We start from the raw sequence: 15,222 nt of genomic DNA, 5'->3' as shown, positions 1-15,222 counted from the left end.
AGATTAGCCGCCTATGGCAGACATGGGACGATCCGGCTGCAAAAAGCCCTCATCATCAATGCCATGGCCCGGTTTCTTCGTCCACATTTCCCCGGCCCACGCCTCCATTAATTCCTCGTCGCTGGCGCCAGAGCGCATGAGATCCCGCAACTGGGTTTCGGAATTGCCAAACAGGCAGTTGCGCACGGCACCATCGGTGGTAAGCCGGGTGCGGTCGCAGTCGCCGCAGAAGGGATGGGTTACGGAGGCGATGATGCCGAGCTTGCCGGCGGTGCCATCGGGGGCAATAGCATCCCATAAAGCGGCCGGGGCTGATCCGCGCGGCTCGCGCGCCGGGCGCATGGAAAAGTGGCTTTGTAGCTGGTGCAAGATGTCATCTGCGGTGACCATGTCTTCGCGGCGCCACTTTTCCCGCGGTCCGAGCGGCATCTGCTCAATAAAGCGCAGCTGGGCGCCCTGGTGCAGCGCATAGTCCGCCAGCGGGACGATATCTGCTTCATTGACGCCGGGCATGACCACGGCATTGATCTTGACGGGATTCAATCCGGCATCGGCTGCGGCGGCGATGGCTTCGAGCACGTGGGCTAGCCGATCGCGCCGGGTGAGTGCGGCATAGCGCTGTGGATCGATGGTATCTAGCGAGATATTAATGCGGTCGAGGCCTGCTGCGGCAAGCTTTGCGGCGCGCTTTTCCAAGCCCAACCCATTAGTAGTCAGCGCCGTCGACGGCGCAATGCCTTCATCCGTGGTGAGTTCCTTGGTAGCGGCGATGATTTTTTCCAAGGATTTGCGCAGCAGCGGCTCGCCGCCGGTAAAGCGCACCTGGCGGATGCCGAGCTTTTCCACGCCGAGGCGGATAAGCCGGATGGTCTCTTCATCGGACAGCGTTTGCTGCGTGGGCATCCACTCTAAGCCTTCGGCTGGCATGCAGTACGTGCAGCGCAGGTTGCAGCGGTCCGTGAGGGACACACGCAGGTCGCGTGCCCTGCGGCCGTAGCGATCAACCAAGGCGCGGGTGCCGTCGCTTGCCGCGGCAGGTAAATCCTCCGGCGGCTGCGTCCGGCCCACGGTGGGCAGGGGCAGGGACACCGCTGAAGAAGAAGGCGTTGGTGAAGTCATTGCTGCCAGTCTAAGAGTGGGAAACAAGGTACACCAAGCCACAACGCAACCTGGCCGATGATTATTCCTCGTTTTCCCGGTTAAAATCGCTTTCGTTGATTTCGTCAAGGCGCTGGGCTTCACCTGGGCCCTTGAGGCGGATGATATTGTAATCGCCTTCCGCCAAGTGGGTGCGCAGATCCTTCTTATCAAACTTGCCCACTGAGGTCTTATCGATCGACTTTACGAAGGCCCAGTACTCCGGCAGCATCCAGCTAGGCAATTCCTTGCGCAGGCTCTGGCGCAATTTTTCGGCCGTTTCGATGGTGGGAGAGGCTTGTTCATCCAAGACGGTCACGGCGAGGGGGCGTTCCACCCACTGCTTATCTGGGTAGCCAATTACCGCGGCTTCCACCACATCGGAATTGGCCATGATGAGGTTTTCTAACTGCACCGAATAGATCCACTCGCCACCCGAGCGGATGACATCGCGGGCGCGGTCCTCCACGGTGAGGAAGCCGTCCTTCGTTACGGAGCCAACATCGCCTGTGCGCAACCAGCCATCTGCGGTGAACTTGGACTCCGCGGCCTCGACCGGCTTGCCGCGGAACTCGGAAGCCACTTCACCCGGCTCAGCGGTGGGGGAATGATAATAAGAACCGGTCACGAGGTTGCCACGCACCTGGAGCTCACCGGCATTGCGGTCGGTCTTCGATACCACTTGGCCGTCATTGACCACGCGGTATTGCAGCGAGGCGGCGATCTTTCCCTGGGAGATGCGATAAGCCCAGCGGGTATCGCCGGACGCTCCCTGCGGCGGGCGGGCGACGCTGCCGACCGTCGAAGTTTCCACCATGCCCCAGACGTGCACGACGTCGACGCCGTAATGCTCCTCCCACATCTTGATAAGCTGCGGCGGCACAGGGGAGCCGCCGGCGAAAATTTCCGTCAGCGTCATGCGCTCTGGCGGATTGTGCATGTAGTGCACGAAGAGCTGGATCCAGATGGTGGGCACGCCGTGGGCCACGCGCGGCGACGTGGCCGCGATGACCTTGGCGAGGGTGGGGGCGGAGACATCGGCATCGGGAAGCACGAGCGGGGTGCCCGTCATGAAACACGTAAAGGGAACGCCCCAGCTCAGCACGTGGTAGATGGGAATGCAGCACAGGAAGGTCTCGCCGTGGGTAATGCACAGCGAATCCGAGGAACGCAGCTGCATGGCCTCGAGATAGAGAGAGCGATGGGAGTATAAAACGCCCTTCGGTGAGCCGGTGGTGCCGGTGGAATAACACAATGCGGCGGCGGTGCGCTCATCGAGCTCGGGCCAATCGTAGATGGTAGAGCGGCCATCCAGCAGCGCCTCGTAGGAATAAAACTCGATGCCGCGCGGGAAATGGTGGGCAAAGCGCTGCGGCGATTGGGAACCGGTAAAAATCACCGAATGCACAGATGGCGCGCCGTTTAAAACCGTGCCCAACTGCGGGGCGAGCCGGGGATCGCACACGATGACGGAGACCTCGGCGTGGCTGATGATGTGGCGAATCTGGTCATTCATTAGCTGCTTATTCAGCGGGGTGAAAACCGCGCCCTTGCAGGCAGAGCCAAACATGACCTCGAGGTGCTCAGCGCAATTCCACATGAAGCTACCCACGCGCTGATCGCCGGTGATGCCAAGGTCATCGTGTAAAACATGGGCAAAGGCTGCTGCGCGTGCAGCGATATCGCGGAAGGTAACCTTTTCTGCGGGGCCAAACTCGGACCCGGTTCCCTCGCCGTGCCAAGTGGTAACAGTGGTATTGCCGTGCACTGACGCGCCGTATTCCAAAATACGGGTTAAAGACAGGGGAATATCCATCATCGTGGAAAGCATGCTTCCACTGTAGCGGTGTCCAAGTACTCACCGCGAAGCGAATGCGCTATAATTGCCTTCGACTGATAGGAAAGCGGGAAAATCTTCCCAATCCTATGCAATCGGGCCCAGTGACAGGTCCCATCGTTATACATTGCCCACAGTCGTTTCTTGAATTCTTCCGCCCCCGCGTACTGGCTACAAGGGGGATTTCCCTTAAGGTAACCGGAAGAGGCCTCATGCTTATTGCCCCGGCAAGGCGCGCTAGCGCCTTGGCACGAGGGCGAAAAGATAAGAAAAATACACATCGGCTTCCAGTGCACCCGCCCAAGCTTCCCTGAAGTGGGGGAGGGCGGATCCCAACTATGGACCTGGTCAAGCAACGAAAGGATATCCGTGAGCGATACGGACAACACCGCGGCACAGGATCTCGCATCCCTGAAGCTGCCGGAATTGCGCAAAATGGCCGCCGAGCGCGGTCTTCGCGGCGTTTCAGCCCTGCGCAAAGGGGATCTCATTACCGCCATTAAGACCGGTCAGGTTCCCGCAAAGGCGAAGGCAAAAATAGAGCAGGCAGAAAAGGCAGAAAAGGCCGAGAAACCCGCGAAGGATGCGGCGCCTGCCAAGCAGAAAGAAAAGCCCTCCAAGAAGGATGATCGCAGCGAGAGCGATAACGGCAAGTCCGGCGAACAGCAGGACAATCGCGGCAAAGACCGCAAGGACAACGGCGACGACCAGCGCTATGAGTCGCGGTCGCAGGCCCGCCGCGCGCGCCGCAATCGCGCCCGCCGTCAAGAGCGCCAAGAGCAGGGCGACAATAACCGGGGCGAGAATAACCGGGGTGATGCGCAGGAGCAGAACCAGAATCGCCACCAGGACCGCCGCGAGGACTCCCAGGATGGCTCCGATAACCAGGGGGACAAGCAGGGCGAGAAGAACGGCGATAATAATCACCGCAATAATCGCAATGACGATAATAATTTTGACCGCGGTAACCGCCGTGGCCGTCGCAACCGCCGGAATCGCCGGGGCGGCCGGGGCAATAATGATAACCACGGCGGCGGCAATGACCTGCAGGTACGCGAGGGCGATGAGCTGCAGGCTGTCGGCGGCATCTTAGATGTCGTAGACAATAACGTCTCGTTCCTGCGCACTACTGGGTACCGCGCGGGCGATGCGGATGTCTTTGTTAATAAGAACATCGTGCGCCGTTTGGGCCTGCGCTCTGGCGATGCCATTACCGGTCAGGTCAAGGTGGCTGGGCCTACCCACACGCACGGCAATGGCCGCAACCGCCGCAAGTACAACCAGTTGGTGCAGGTCGATACCGTCAATGGGATCGATCCCGAAGAGGCAAAGCAGCGCCCGCACTTTAATAAGCTCACGCCGCTGTATCCCAATCAGCGCCTGCGCTTGGAAACGGACCCGAAGATCCTGACCACCCGCGTCATCGACCTGATTATGCCGATTGGTAAGGGTCAACGCGCGCTCATCGTCTCGCCGCCGAAGGCCGGTAAGACCACAATCTTGCAAAACATCGCGAATGCGATTGCTACCAATAACCCCGAGTGCTACCTCATGGTGGTGCTAGTGGATGAGCGCCCTGAAGAGGTCACGGACATGCAGCGCTCCGTGAAGGGTGAGGTCATTTCTTCTACCTTTGATCGCCCGCCATCAGAGCACACCTCCGTTTCCGAGCTGGCCATCGAGCGCGCAAAGCGCCTGGTGGAGCAGGGCAAGGATGTCGTGGTGCTGCTGGATTCCATCACCCGCTTGGGCCGCGCGTACAACAACTCCTCCCCGGCATCGGGCCGCATCCTGTCTGGTGGTGTGGATTCCAATGCGCTCTACCCACCAAAGCGCTTCTTGGGCGCTGCCCGCAATATTGAAGAGGGCGGTTCGCTCACCATTATCGCCACCGCGATGGTGGAGACCGGTTCTACCGGCGATACCGTCATCTTCGAAGAATTCAAGGGGACGGGTAACGCAGAGCTGAAGCTGGACCGCGGGATCTCGGAGCGCCGCGTATTCCCGGCTGTGGACGTCAATCCCTCCGGTACCCGCAAGGACGAGCTCCTGCTAGTGCCTGAAGAGGCGCGCATCATGACCAAACTGCGCCGCATCCTGTCGGCTCTGGATTCCCACCAGGCAATTGACCTGTTGATCAAGCAGCTTAAGAAGACCCGCTCGAATGGCGAGTTTCTCATGCAGGTAGCTTCTTCTGCACCGATGGCTGCGGATAAGGACGAGGAAGACTATGTCTAATCAAGTTTCCATGGTTGATGACATTGTGTCGGAATACCAGGGCATCGAAATGCAGATGGGCGACCCAGAAATCGCCGGCGATCAGCAGGCTTTTCGCAAGCTGTCCAAGCGGTACGCGGAGTTACGCCCCATCATCATGGTCAACGACGAGCTGACCCAGGCGCGCGAGGATCTCGCGGACGCCAAGGAGATGGCTTATGAAGACCACGACTTCCAGGAAGAAGCGGACCGCCTAGCCGAGTCTGTGGAAGAGCTGGAAGAAAAGCTGGCTGACCTGCTCGCCCCGCGCGATGAGCAGGACTCGGAAGACATCATCATGGAGATCAAGGCCGGTGCCGGCGGCGAAGAGGCCGCGCTCTTTGCCGGCGACTTAGCCCGCATGTACGAGCGTTTTGCCGATAAGATCGACTTTAAGTGGGAGGTCTTGGGCCTTAACGAATCCGACTTGGGCGGCGTGAAGGACATGACTATCTCCTTCCGCGCTAAGTCTCCGACGCGCGATGGCGCATGGTCCGTCTTCAAATTCGAAGGCGGCGTGCACCGCGTGCAGCGCGTGCCGGTCACGGAATCGCAGGGGCGCATTCAGACTTCTGCCGCCGGTGTGCTGGTGTACCCGGAGCCCGAAGAGGTCGAATCGGTCAATATCGATGACAAGGATATCCGCGTCGACGTGTACCGTTCCTCCGGTAAGGGCGGTCAGGGCGTGAACACCACCGACTCGGCGGTGCGCATTACCCACCTGCCCACGGGATTGATTGTTACCTGCCAGAAGGAACGCTCGCAGATCCAGAACAAGGCCCGTGCCCTGCAGGTGCTGCAGGCTCGCCTGGACCAGATGGAACGCGATGCTCGCGAGGCCGAGGCTGGCGAGCAGCGCGCCTCCCAGGTGCGCACCATGGACCGCTCCGAGCGCGTGCGCACCTATAACTGGCCGGAAAACCGCATTACGGATCACCGCATTGGCTACAAGGCCAATAACCTGGATTCCGTATTGAACGGCGATATGCAGGATCTCATCAAGGCTCTGCAGGACCAGGAGCGCGCCGAGCGCCTTGAGGCCGAGGGATAATAGCGGTCGATGGATTCGTACGGTGAGGCGCTGCGCCAAGGGGTGCAGCGCCTTCGCGTTGCTGGAGTAGGAAGCCCCGAATGGGATGCGCGAATTCTTATGTCCCACCTCATTCACTGCGGGCATTTGGATATTCCGCTGCATGAACCACCCATGCCCGGCTTTGACGTGGCCTTTGAGGCGCTTTTGCGTAGACGGGAACAGCGCGAGCCGCTGCAATACGTGCTGGGCACGGCGTGGTTTGGGCCCCTAGACCTAAAGGTGGGGCCAGGCGTGTTCATTCCGCGCCCGGAAACGGAGGTGATGGCGGATTGGGCGGTCCACCACGCACCCGGCCCGCGCATGGTGGATTTGTGCTCGGGTTCGGGCGCGCTGGCGCTCTACCTGCAGCATTACGTACCGCAGGCGGAGGTGAGGGCGGTCGAGCTTTCCGATGCCGCCCTCGAGTTCACCCGCGCCAATACCAACGGCACCGGGGTAGAGGTGGTGCAGGCGGACGCGATCGACAGCCAGACTCTGGCGGATTGGAATGGCACGGTCGATCTCGTAGTGACCAACCCGCCTTATGTACCGGAAGATCCGAACCTGCAACCGGAGGTGTATCACGATCCGCACGTGGCTGTCTTCGGTGGCGATGACGGCATGGGAGTAATCCGCGGGTTGACTCCCACCATCGCCAGGCTTTTGCGGCCTGGTGGGGTCATGGCGATTGAACACGACGATACGACTGGCGATGTCGTGCGCGATGCGGTGCGTGACCACGGTGGCTTTTCCCATATCGCGCCGCTTAGGGACTTAACAGGCACGCCGCGCTTTATTACCGCGCAGCGCGCGGTAAACTAAGGCATCACCGTCGGGCAAGAAGGGGATTATTGATGCAAGGAAAAATTTATAATTGCGCCGATGACACCGAGCGTGAGGAAGGCGTGAGTATCGCCACCAAGGCCGCCAAGTCTGGGCGGCTTGTGGTCATGCCCACCGATACGCTTTACGGTTTGGGCTGCGATGCCTTCGATAATGACGCGGTAGCCAATCTGCTTGCCACCAAGCAGCGTGGGCCGGATATGCCGGTTCCCGTGCTCGTCGGCTCCTGGAACACCGTTCGCGGCCTCGTCGCCTCGTACCCCGATTCCACCCGCGACCTCGTCGAAGCCTTTTGGCCAGGCGGACTATCCATCGTCGTGCCTCAGGCCCCGTCCCTGCCGTGGAACTTAGGTGATACCCGCGGTACCGTCATGCTGCGGATGCCCCTTCACCCGATTGCCATCGAGCTTTTGCGCGAGGTGGGGCCGATGGCGGTTTCTTCTGCCAATATTTCTGGCCACCAACCGCCGACGACCGCGCAAATGGCCAAGGCTCAATTGGGCAAGGCCGTCACTGTGTATTTGGACGGGGGAGAAACGGACATCGGCAAGCCCTCGACCATCATCGACCTCTCCGGTGACCATCCATTCCTACTGCGCGAGGGTGCATTATCCGCGGAGGAAATCGGTGAGGTCTTGGGCGTCTCCGCTGACTCGTTGCGTACCCGGCCCCAAGGATAGAAGGAGCATTTCGCGTGAGCGGCACTGGCGTACCGCTGCGCGAGTTGGCCTTGGTCATCCTCGTAGCAGCGACATTTACCTACCTGACCACCGGAGTGGTGCGGTCCTTTTTGGTCCGCACGGGCCGGGTGGCAGAAATTCGCCTGCGCGATTCCCACTCCCAGCCGACGCCCCGCATGGGCGGGCTCGCCATGTTTACCGGCTTTGGGGCGGCGATATTCCTCGCAGCCCAGCTCCCAGCCTTGACTCGCGGGTTTATGCCCGTGACCCCAGAGATGAGTGCGGTGTTGTGGGCGGCGCTGGCCATTGTCCTTTTGGGGATTGCCGATGACTACCTGGAACTCGGGGCCCTCATTAAACTTTTTGGGCAGCTCTTTGCCGCCGCCCTGATGAGTGGTCTGGGCCTAACCTGGACGCTGCTTTTCATTCCCTTCGGCGGCGGCACCACGGTAGTACTCGACCAGATTCAAAGCACCCTCCTTACCGCTTTTTTCACGGTCCTGCTCATCAACGCCATCAACTTCGTTGACGGCCTCGATGGCTTAGCCGCGGGCCTTGGGCTCATCGCGGGCGGCGCCATCTTGGTCTTCTCGCTGACCGTCCTGCATGACCAGGGCGGGGCGGTATCGGCGTATCCACCCGCAATTATTAGCGCCGCTTTGGTGGGGATGTGTGCGGGCTTTTTGCCCCATAACTTTGAGCCCTCCCGAATTTTTATGGGTGATTCCGGCTCCATGCTTATCGGCCTCTTGCTCGCTGCGGCCTCCACCTCCGCCTCCGGCAAGATCAACATGTCCCTCTACGGCACCGTGGACATGGTGGCGCTTATGTCACCCATCCTCGTGGTGATCGCTGCGGTGTTTATTCCAGTCTTAGACCTTGTCTGGGCGGTAATCCGCCGCCTATCCCAGGGGCGCTCGCCGTTTTCTGCGGATAAAGCACACATCCACCACCGCCTTTTGTCTCTGGGGCATACGCACCGACGCACCGTGCTCGTGTTGTACCTCTGGGTGTCCGCGGTGGCCTTTGGTGCAGTCTCGTTTTCCATCGTGCCAGCGCCAGTTGCAATCGCCCTGTCCATCATGGCGTTGTTGATTGCCTTTGGCGCGACGCTGATTCCACTGCGGCAGGGAAAGATTGGGCTCAGGTCGTCGGATGATTGCGTATTGCGTGACTCGCCGAGTGCGTGAGGTAGGGTGAATGTCCGTGAGTGACACAACGGAAAATCCTAATTTCGATGACCCGCGCCTGCCGCTGCAGCGCGCCGTAAAGAAGGGGGCTACGGCCCTCGGCATCTTTACCATCATTTCTCTCGCCGTCTGGGGCGGGGCACAAGGTGTCGCCGGGCTTTGGGGCGTTCTCGTCGGCGCTGCCCTCGGCGGCGGCTTTGTCCTGTTTACCGCGCTGTCGGTGCTCTTTACCGCCCACTCGACGCCCTCCACCACCATCGCGGTGGTATTGGGCGGTTGGCTTATCAAGTTGATCGTCCTCATCGGAGTTCTGGCCATTATCCGGGACATGGATTTCTATGACACGTGGGCGCTGTTTCTCACCGTCGTCGTAGCACTCATCGTTACCTTAGGCTCTGAGGTCTGGGCCGTGGTCACCTCCAGGATCACCTACGTGTCCTGAGTAGGGCAAAAAGAGTTAAGCCGTCGCGCACCAGGCTTGCGCGGCGGCCTTTTTATGCCTGCATGCTGGCATTAATGGATGCTGGTCACCCCCGAGGAGGTGTGTTGACCTAAGGGTGTGATCAAATGCACGTTTGTGAATTGGGCAGGAATAGCGCGGTTTTGTATGGCAAAAGGTGGAAATGGCGCTATCGGGTGTGGCTTATGGGGCCCCCACGTGCGAAAACTGTTGATCCAGCTGATACGATTTGCAACGGGTTACCGCGGGGTTAAGTGTTGCGCTTGAATCCTGCACGGTAAATCCCTGTCTTGTTCACGCTGATGTGCGACGGAGTCCGTGTTCAAGGCAGAGAGTTTGAGACGTCCATCGCACCACAGAGGCCAGCTATTGGCTGTGTGGCCCGAACACGGGAGAGAACGCTGAGCGTTACAACATTGGCTATGAAAGGGCACTTCCATACGCCCGATCTAGGTGAAGAATTCTTCCCGGGGCAAATTGATGCCGACCATCTGTTTTTCGGCGACTTCGCCGATGGATGGTTCGCGCTTGATCGCCTGATGCTGATTCGCATTTTGATGACGCTAATTGTGGTGATCCTTTTCTGGGCTGCCTTTAAGAACCCTAAGTTGGTTCCTTCTGGCATTCAGAATGTAGGCGAGAATGCGGTCGACTTCGTCCGCGTACATATCGCCGAGGACATTTTGGGTAAGAAGGAGGGAAAGCGATTCCTGCCAATTATCGCTAGCATCTTCTTCGCGGTTCTGTTTATGAACGTCGCGACCGTTATTCCGGGACTTAACGTCTCGCCCAACGGTCGTATTGGTATGCCAATTGTGTTGGCAGCCGTTTCGTACATCGTCATGATTTACGCCGGCGCCAAGCGCTACGGCTTGGGCAAGTTCATTCGCTCCTCCGTAGTGATTCCGAACTTGCCACCGGCATTGCACCTTTTGGTGGTACCGATTGAGTTCTTCTCTACGTTCATTCTGCGACCGGTTACCCTTGCAATTCGTCTCATGGCGAACTTCCTTGCTGGACACATCATCCTGGTTCTTCTCTTCTCTGCTACGAACTTCTTCTTCTGGCAGCTAAATGGTTGGACCGTCCTGTCTGGACTGACCGTGGTCTTGGGCTTGGCTATGAGCCTGTTCGAGATTCTGGTTATCTTCTTGCAGGCGTACATCTTCGCCTTGTTGACGGCGGTGTACATTGAGTTGTCCTTGCACGCTGATTCGCACTAAGGACGAGGTCGACGAGCGCGACCGAGTAATCCACCTAATTACACAACACTGACATTCGGTCCGATACGGACTGAAGATTTTTTACGAAAGGGAACGACTTTCACCATGAACGAAATCATTCTGGCACAGGATGCTGCTACGACGTTCGAAGGCTTCGGCACCATCGGCTACGGCCTGGCTGCTATCGGCCCTGGTATCGGTATCGGCATCGTCGCCGGCAAGACCGTTGAGGCTATGGCTCGCCAGCCGGAGATGGCCGGCCAGCTGCGTACCACCATGTTCCTGGGTATCGCCTTCACCGAGGCCCTGGCCCTTATCGGCCTCGTTGCCGGCTTCCTGTTCTAAAAGTACGAGTTTTCCAAACCGAAACTTTTAAGACGGGAGACCTATGAATAACGTCGTTTATTTGCTTGCAGCAGAGGGCGAGGAGAACCCAGGTTCGGGTAGCTTCTCCGTTCTTCTGCCCAAGAACTATGACATTTTCTGGTCTTTGCTGTGCTTCATCGTAATTCTCTGGTTGTTCTGGAAGTTCGTACTTCCTCGTTACACCAAGTTGCTCGAAGAGCGTGAAGACCGGATTGAGGGCGGCATGAAGCGCGCTGAGGCTCAACAGGCCGAGGCTAAAGCTGCTCTAGAAAAGTACAATGCTCAGCTGGCTGATGCCCGCGCAGAGGCAGCCGAGATCCGCGAGCAGGCGCGCGAGCGCGGCAAGCAGATCGAGGCTGACGCGAAGAGCCAAGCGGAAGAGGAATCCCGCCGCATCGTCGCCAATGGCGAAAAGCAGTTGGAAGCTTCTCGTGCGCAGGTTGTTACTGAGCTGCGTTCTGAAATGGGACAGAACTCCATCAACTTGGCAGAAAAGATTCTGGGCGGCGAGCTTTCTGACGCCTCCAAGAAGTCCTCTACCATCGATGGCTTTTTGTCCGAGCCCGACTCTGTGGCACCGGCCGGAAAGTAGGCAACTATGAAGGCAGCTAGCCGCGAAGCACTCGCGAACTCACAGTCCCGTGTGGATGAAATCCTCGCTGGCGATAAGAACGTCGCTAGTGCAGTCCAAGCGGGCCTAGACATTTTCGAGGTCGTCGACGTTTTGGATGGTGACCGCGAATTGCGCGTGTCCTTCATTGACGTCGCCGCCCCGGCTGAAGCGCGCAAATCCTTGGCCGAGAATCTCTTTGGCTCCAAGGTTTCTGCAGGTGCCCTGAGCATCCTGCAGGAAGCTGCGGCGAACCAGTGGTCTTCGCCAAAGGACTTCGTCAACGGGCTTGTATCCTTGGGACGCCGCGCATTGCTGCGCGCCGCCGAGGCGCAGGGCCAGCTGGGCCAGGTCGAAGACGAGCTTTTCCGCTTGGCGCAGATTCTGGACCGCGAGGGCGAGCTTACCCAGCTGCTTTCCGATCGAACTGCTGAATCCGCACGCAAGCGCGGATTGCTGGCAAATGTGCTCTATGGCAAGGTAACGATGTTTACTGAAGCGCTCGCGCTGCAGGCCATCAGCCGCCCAGAGCAGAACCCCATTGATGACGTTGCCGGATTGGCCGATTCTGCAGCAGCGCTGCAGGGTCGCACCATCGCGCGCGTAGTCGCTGCGGGTGAATTGAATGAAGGCCAGCAGGCAGTACTCGCTGAGAAGCTGGGCAAAATTTATGGTCGTGCGATGTCCATTCACTCTGAGGTTGACACCAGCCTCCTCGGTGGCATGCGCATCCGCGTCGGCGATGAAATCATTGACGGCTCGACGGCAGGCAAGATTGCCCGCTTCCGTGCCCAGATGGTGTAGCCGAAACGACAGAAACGATTTAAGTAAGTGCTGGAAGATACTACCGAGAGCAGGAAGAACATGGCGGAGCTGACGATCTCCTCCGACGAGATCCGTAGTGCGATTGCGAACTACACCTCGAGCTACTCCGCGGAGGCCTCCCGTGAGGAGGTCGGCGTGGTCATTTCGGCAGCTGACGGTATTGCGCAGGTTTCTGGCCTGCCATCCGTTATGGCGAATGAGCTGCTCGAGTTCCCCGGCGGCGTTATTGGCGTCGCACAGAACCTTGACACTAACTCCATTGGTGTTGTGGTCTTGGGTAACTACGAGTCCCTCAAGGAGGGCGACGAGGTTAAGAGGACCGGCGAGGTCCTTTCCATTCCCGTGGGCGAGGACTTCCTCGGCCGCGTTATTAACCCACTGGGCCAGCCCATCGACGGCTTGGGCCCAATCGAAAGCGAAGAGGAGCGCGTCCTCGAGTTGCAGGCACCTTCCGTGCTGCAGCGCCAGCCGGTTGAAGAGCCAATGCAGACCGGCATCAAGGCTATCGATGCGATGACCCCGATCGGCCGTGGTCAGCGTCAGCTGATCATTGGTGACCGTAAGACCGGTAAGACCGCGGTGACCATCGATACCATTTTGAACCAGAAGGCGAACTGGGAGTCCGGCGACAAGGACAAGCAGGTTCGTTGTATTTACGTCGCCATCGGCCAGAAGGGCTCGACCATCGCCAGCGTGCGCCGCACCCTTGAGGAGCACGGCGCGCTGGATTACACCACCATCGTGGCGGCCCCAGCTTCTGATTCCGCCGGCTACAAGTGGCTGGCACCATTCTCCGGTGCTGCGTTGGGTCAGCAGTGGATGTACCAGGGCAACCACGTCTTGGTCATTTACGATGACTTGACTAAGCAGGCTGAGGCATACCGTGCAATTTCGCTGTTGCTGCGCCGCCCGCCGGGACGCGAGGCCTACCCAGGTGACGTCTTCTACCTGCACTCCCGCTTGCTGGAGCGCGCTGCCAAGCTTTCCGATGACATGGGTGCCGGTTCTATGACCGCACTACCCATCATCGAGACGAAGGCTAACGACGTTAGTGCCTTCATTCCGACCAACGTCATTTCCATTACTGACGGTCAGGTCTTCTTGGAGTCCGACCTCTTCAACCAGGGTGTGCGCCCGGCTATTAACGTCGGTGTATCCGTTTCCCGTGTTGGTGGTGCGGCACAGACCAAGGGTATGAAGAAGGTTGCCGGTAACCTCCGTCTTGACCTGGCTGCATACCGTGACCTGCAGGCATTCGCTGCTTTCGCATCTGACCTTGACTCTGCGTCCAAGGCGCAGCTGGAGCGCGGTTCCCGCTTGGTTGAGCTGCTGAAGCAGTCCGAGTCCTCGCCACAGCCGGTGGAATACCAGATGGTATCCATTTACCTCGCCGAGGCAGGCATCTTCGACGTCGTTCCCGTCGAAGACGTTCGCCGCTTCGAGGCCGAGGTGCACGAGTACCTCAACGCCAATACTCCAGAGGTCTTTGAGCAGATCGCCGGCGGCAAGGCGCTTAGCGATGAGTCCAAGGAAGCACTCGAGGCCGCAGCCAAGGAGTTCGCTCCTACGTTCCGCACCTCCGAGGGCAACAACTTGGGCACCGAAGAGCCTGTAGATCCTTTGGACGAAAATGACGTGAAAAGCACCGAGCTCAACGTCTCCCGGAAGACGGCTAAGTAGAGTTCAGCTCTCGTAATTAACCGTCTATATGAAAGAAGGGAGGAGAAACGATGGCTAATCTTCGCGAATTACGCGACCGCATCCGGTCCGTGAACTCGACTAAGAAGATCACTAAAGCCCAGGAGCTCATTGCTACCTCGCGCATTACCAAAGCGCAGGCTCGGGTGGAAGCCTCTCAGCCGTACGCGATTGAGCTGACCAACGTCATGAACAGGTTGGCTGCAGCGTCGACGCTAGAGCACCCTATGCTGCGTGAGCGTGAAGACGGCAATGTCGCCGCGATTCTCGTAATCACCTCTGACCGAGGCATGTGCGGTGGCTACAACAACAACGTCTTCAAGAAGGCAGCCCAGCTCAAGGCCCTCCTCGAAAGCAAGGGCTACGAGGTAGTTCGCTACGTCACCGGCAGCAAGGGCATCGGCCACTACAACTTCCGCGAGGAAGAGGTAGCGGGCAGCTGGGATGGTTTCTCTCAGGATCCAACCTGGGAGGGCACCCACGATGTGCGTCGCCACATGATCGATGGCTTCGTTGCTGGTTCTAAGGGCACTACCAAGGGCCGCGAGGGCCTGCATGCGGAAGGTGAAGGCGCAGGTGTTACCGGCTTTGACCAGGTGCATGTGGTCTACACCGAGTTTGAGTCCATGCTGACCCAAACCGCGCGTGCACAGCAGCTTTTGCCCGTTGAGCCGGTAGTGCAGGGCGAGGAGTACGAGATGGGTGACTCCGCACTGGAGGATCCGGAGCCAGTGGATAACATTTCCGCGGACTTCGAGTTCGAGCCGGACGCGGATACCCTGATGGAAGCGCTGCTTCCGCAGTACGTCTCGCGTATCCTGTTTGCTATGTTCTTGGAGGCCTCGGCTTCCGAGTCCGCTGCACGCCGTACAGCTATGAAATCTGCTACTGACAACGCAACCGAGATGGTCAATGACCTGTCTCGTGTGGCCAACCAGGCCCGTCAGGCGCAGATTACCCAGGAAATTTCAGAGATCGTCGGTGGCGCTGGCGCGCTATCTGACAGCGCAGAAAGTGACTAGATT

The 15,222-nt window shown here is 59.0% G+C and carries 14 protein-coding genes; 12 read left to right on the top strand and 2 right to left on the bottom strand.

Annotated features, from left to right (window positions below):
- Positions 1-3: 3 nt before the first annotated feature.
- Entirely contained in the window at positions 4-1,119 is a 1,116-nt protein-coding gene (gene moaA, locus ABRP64_RS00250; RefSeq protein ID WP_349865008.1) for a GTP 3',8-cyclase MoaA, read from the bottom strand.
- 61 nt (positions 1,120-1,180) lie between these two features.
- A complete protein-coding gene (locus tag ABRP64_RS00245; RefSeq protein WP_349865006.1) occupies positions 1,181-2,968 on the bottom strand; it encodes a long-chain fatty-acid--CoA ligase in 1,788 nt (595 codons plus the stop codon).
- Positions 2,969-3,343: 375 nt separating this feature from the next.
- On the opposite strand from ABRP64_RS00245, the gene rho reads away from it, so the two are divergent.
- From rho to ABRP64_RS00185, 12 genes are all read left to right on the top strand, one after another.
- Entirely contained in the window at positions 3,344-5,212 is a 1,869-nt protein-coding gene (gene rho, locus ABRP64_RS00240) for a transcription termination factor Rho (protein WP_349865004.1), read from the top strand.
- On the top strand, positions 5,205-6,281 hold the full coding sequence (gene prfA / locus ABRP64_RS00235) for a peptide chain release factor 1 (protein WP_284769840.1): 1,077 nt from the start codon (positions 5,205-5,207) through the stop codon (positions 6,279-6,281). The genes rho and prfA overlap by 8 nt, the downstream gene beginning before the upstream one ends.
- 9 nt (positions 6,282-6,290) lie before the next feature.
- Positions 6,291-7,124 carry a peptide chain release factor N(5)-glutamine methyltransferase gene (gene prmC, locus ABRP64_RS00230; RefSeq protein WP_284864498.1) on the top strand — a complete coding sequence of 278 codons (834 nt, stop codon included), beginning with the start codon at positions 6,291-6,293 and terminating at the stop codon, positions 7,122-7,124.
- Between the two features lie 32 nt (positions 7,125-7,156).
- On the top strand, positions 7,157-7,825 hold the full coding sequence (locus tag ABRP64_RS00225; RefSeq protein ID WP_023026353.1) for an L-threonylcarbamoyladenylate synthase: 669 nt from the start codon (positions 7,157-7,159) through the stop codon (positions 7,823-7,825).
- A 14-nt stretch (positions 7,826-7,839) separates the two neighbouring features.
- A complete protein-coding gene (locus ABRP64_RS00220; protein ID WP_349865002.1) occupies positions 7,840-9,015 on the top strand; it encodes an MraY family glycosyltransferase in 1,176 nt (391 codons plus the stop codon).
- Between the two features lie 10 nt (positions 9,016-9,025).
- A complete protein-coding gene (locus tag ABRP64_RS00215) occupies positions 9,026-9,457 on the top strand; it encodes a Cg1360 family ATP-synthase-associated protein (RefSeq protein ID WP_284784710.1) in 432 nt (143 codons plus the stop codon).
- 440 nt (positions 9,458-9,897) lie between these two features.
- Positions 9,898-10,698 (top strand): F0F1 ATP synthase subunit A, encoded by an 801-nt coding sequence (gene atpB / locus ABRP64_RS00210; protein WP_023026356.1) that lies wholly within the window; start codon positions 9,898-9,900, stop codon positions 10,696-10,698.
- Positions 10,699-10,803: 105 nt separating this feature from the next.
- Positions 10,804-11,043: an ATP synthase F0 subunit C gene (locus ABRP64_RS00205; RefSeq protein ID WP_005280196.1), complete on the top strand. Its 240-nt coding sequence runs from the start codon at positions 10,804-10,806 to the stop codon at positions 11,041-11,043.
- 43 nt (positions 11,044-11,086) lie between these two features.
- Entirely contained in the window at positions 11,087-11,656 is a 570-nt protein-coding gene (locus ABRP64_RS00200) for a F0F1 ATP synthase subunit B (RefSeq protein ID WP_349865000.1), read from the top strand.
- Between the two features lie 6 nt (positions 11,657-11,662).
- The gene (locus ABRP64_RS00195; protein ID WP_284864499.1) at positions 11,663-12,478 is read left to right on the top strand and encodes a F0F1 ATP synthase subunit delta; all 816 of its coding nucleotides are present in this window, start codon (positions 11,663-11,665) and stop codon (positions 12,476-12,478) included.
- A 60-nt stretch (positions 12,479-12,538) separates the two neighbouring features.
- On the top strand, positions 12,539-14,179 hold the full coding sequence (gene atpA / locus ABRP64_RS00190) for a F0F1 ATP synthase subunit alpha (protein ID WP_284782613.1): 1,641 nt from the start codon (positions 12,539-12,541) through the stop codon (positions 14,177-14,179).
- Between the two features lie 50 nt (positions 14,180-14,229).
- A complete protein-coding gene (locus tag ABRP64_RS00185; RefSeq protein ID WP_284852153.1) occupies positions 14,230-15,219 on the top strand; it encodes a F0F1 ATP synthase subunit gamma in 990 nt (329 codons plus the stop codon).
- The last annotated feature ends 3 nt before the right edge of the window (positions 15,220-15,222 follow it).

This window comes from Corynebacterium sp. KPL4015 (genome assembly GCF_040225725.1).
Classification (GTDB): Bacteria; Actinomycetota; Actinomycetes; order Mycobacteriales; family Mycobacteriaceae; genus Corynebacterium; species Corynebacterium rhinophilum.
Note: the sequence above shows the minus strand (reverse complement) of the source record. Positions and strands in the feature narration are given on the sequence as shown.

Coding starts and splice junctions, on each gene's coding strand:
- ABRP64_RS00205 (WP_005280196.1), top strand. CDS start 10,804: ATGAACGAAATCATTCTGGCACAGGATGCTGCTACGACGTTCGAAGGC.
- ABRP64_RS00185 (WP_284852153.1), top strand. CDS start 14,230: ATGGCTAATCTTCGCGAATTACGCGACCGCATCCGGTCCGTGAACTCG.
- prfA (WP_284769840.1), top strand. CDS start 5,205: ATGTCTAATCAAGTTTCCATGGTTGATGACATTGTGTCGGAATACCAG.
- ABRP64_RS00225 (WP_023026353.1), top strand. CDS start 7,157: ATGCAAGGAAAAATTTATAATTGCGCCGATGACACCGAGCGTGAGGAA.
- ABRP64_RS00195 (WP_284864499.1), top strand. CDS start 11,663: ATGAAGGCAGCTAGCCGCGAAGCACTCGCGAACTCACAGTCCCGTGTG.
- prmC (WP_284864498.1), top strand. CDS start 6,291: ATGGATTCGTACGGTGAGGCGCTGCGCCAAGGGGTGCAGCGCCTTCGC.
- moaA (WP_349865008.1), bottom strand. CDS start 1,119: ATGACTTCACCAACGCCTTCTTCTTCAGCGGTGTCCCTGCCCCTGCCC.
- ABRP64_RS00200 (WP_349865000.1), top strand. CDS start 11,087: ATGAATAACGTCGTTTATTTGCTTGCAGCAGAGGGCGAGGAGAACCCA.
- ABRP64_RS00245 (WP_349865006.1), bottom strand. CDS start 2,968: ATGCTTTCCACGATGATGGATATTCCCCTGTCTTTAACCCGTATTTTG.
- atpB (WP_023026356.1), top strand. CDS start 9,898: ATGAAAGGGCACTTCCATACGCCCGATCTAGGTGAAGAATTCTTCCCG.
- atpA (WP_284782613.1), top strand. CDS start 12,539: ATGGCGGAGCTGACGATCTCCTCCGACGAGATCCGTAGTGCGATTGCG.
- ABRP64_RS00215 (WP_284784710.1), top strand. CDS start 9,026: ATGTCCGTGAGTGACACAACGGAAAATCCTAATTTCGATGACCCGCGC.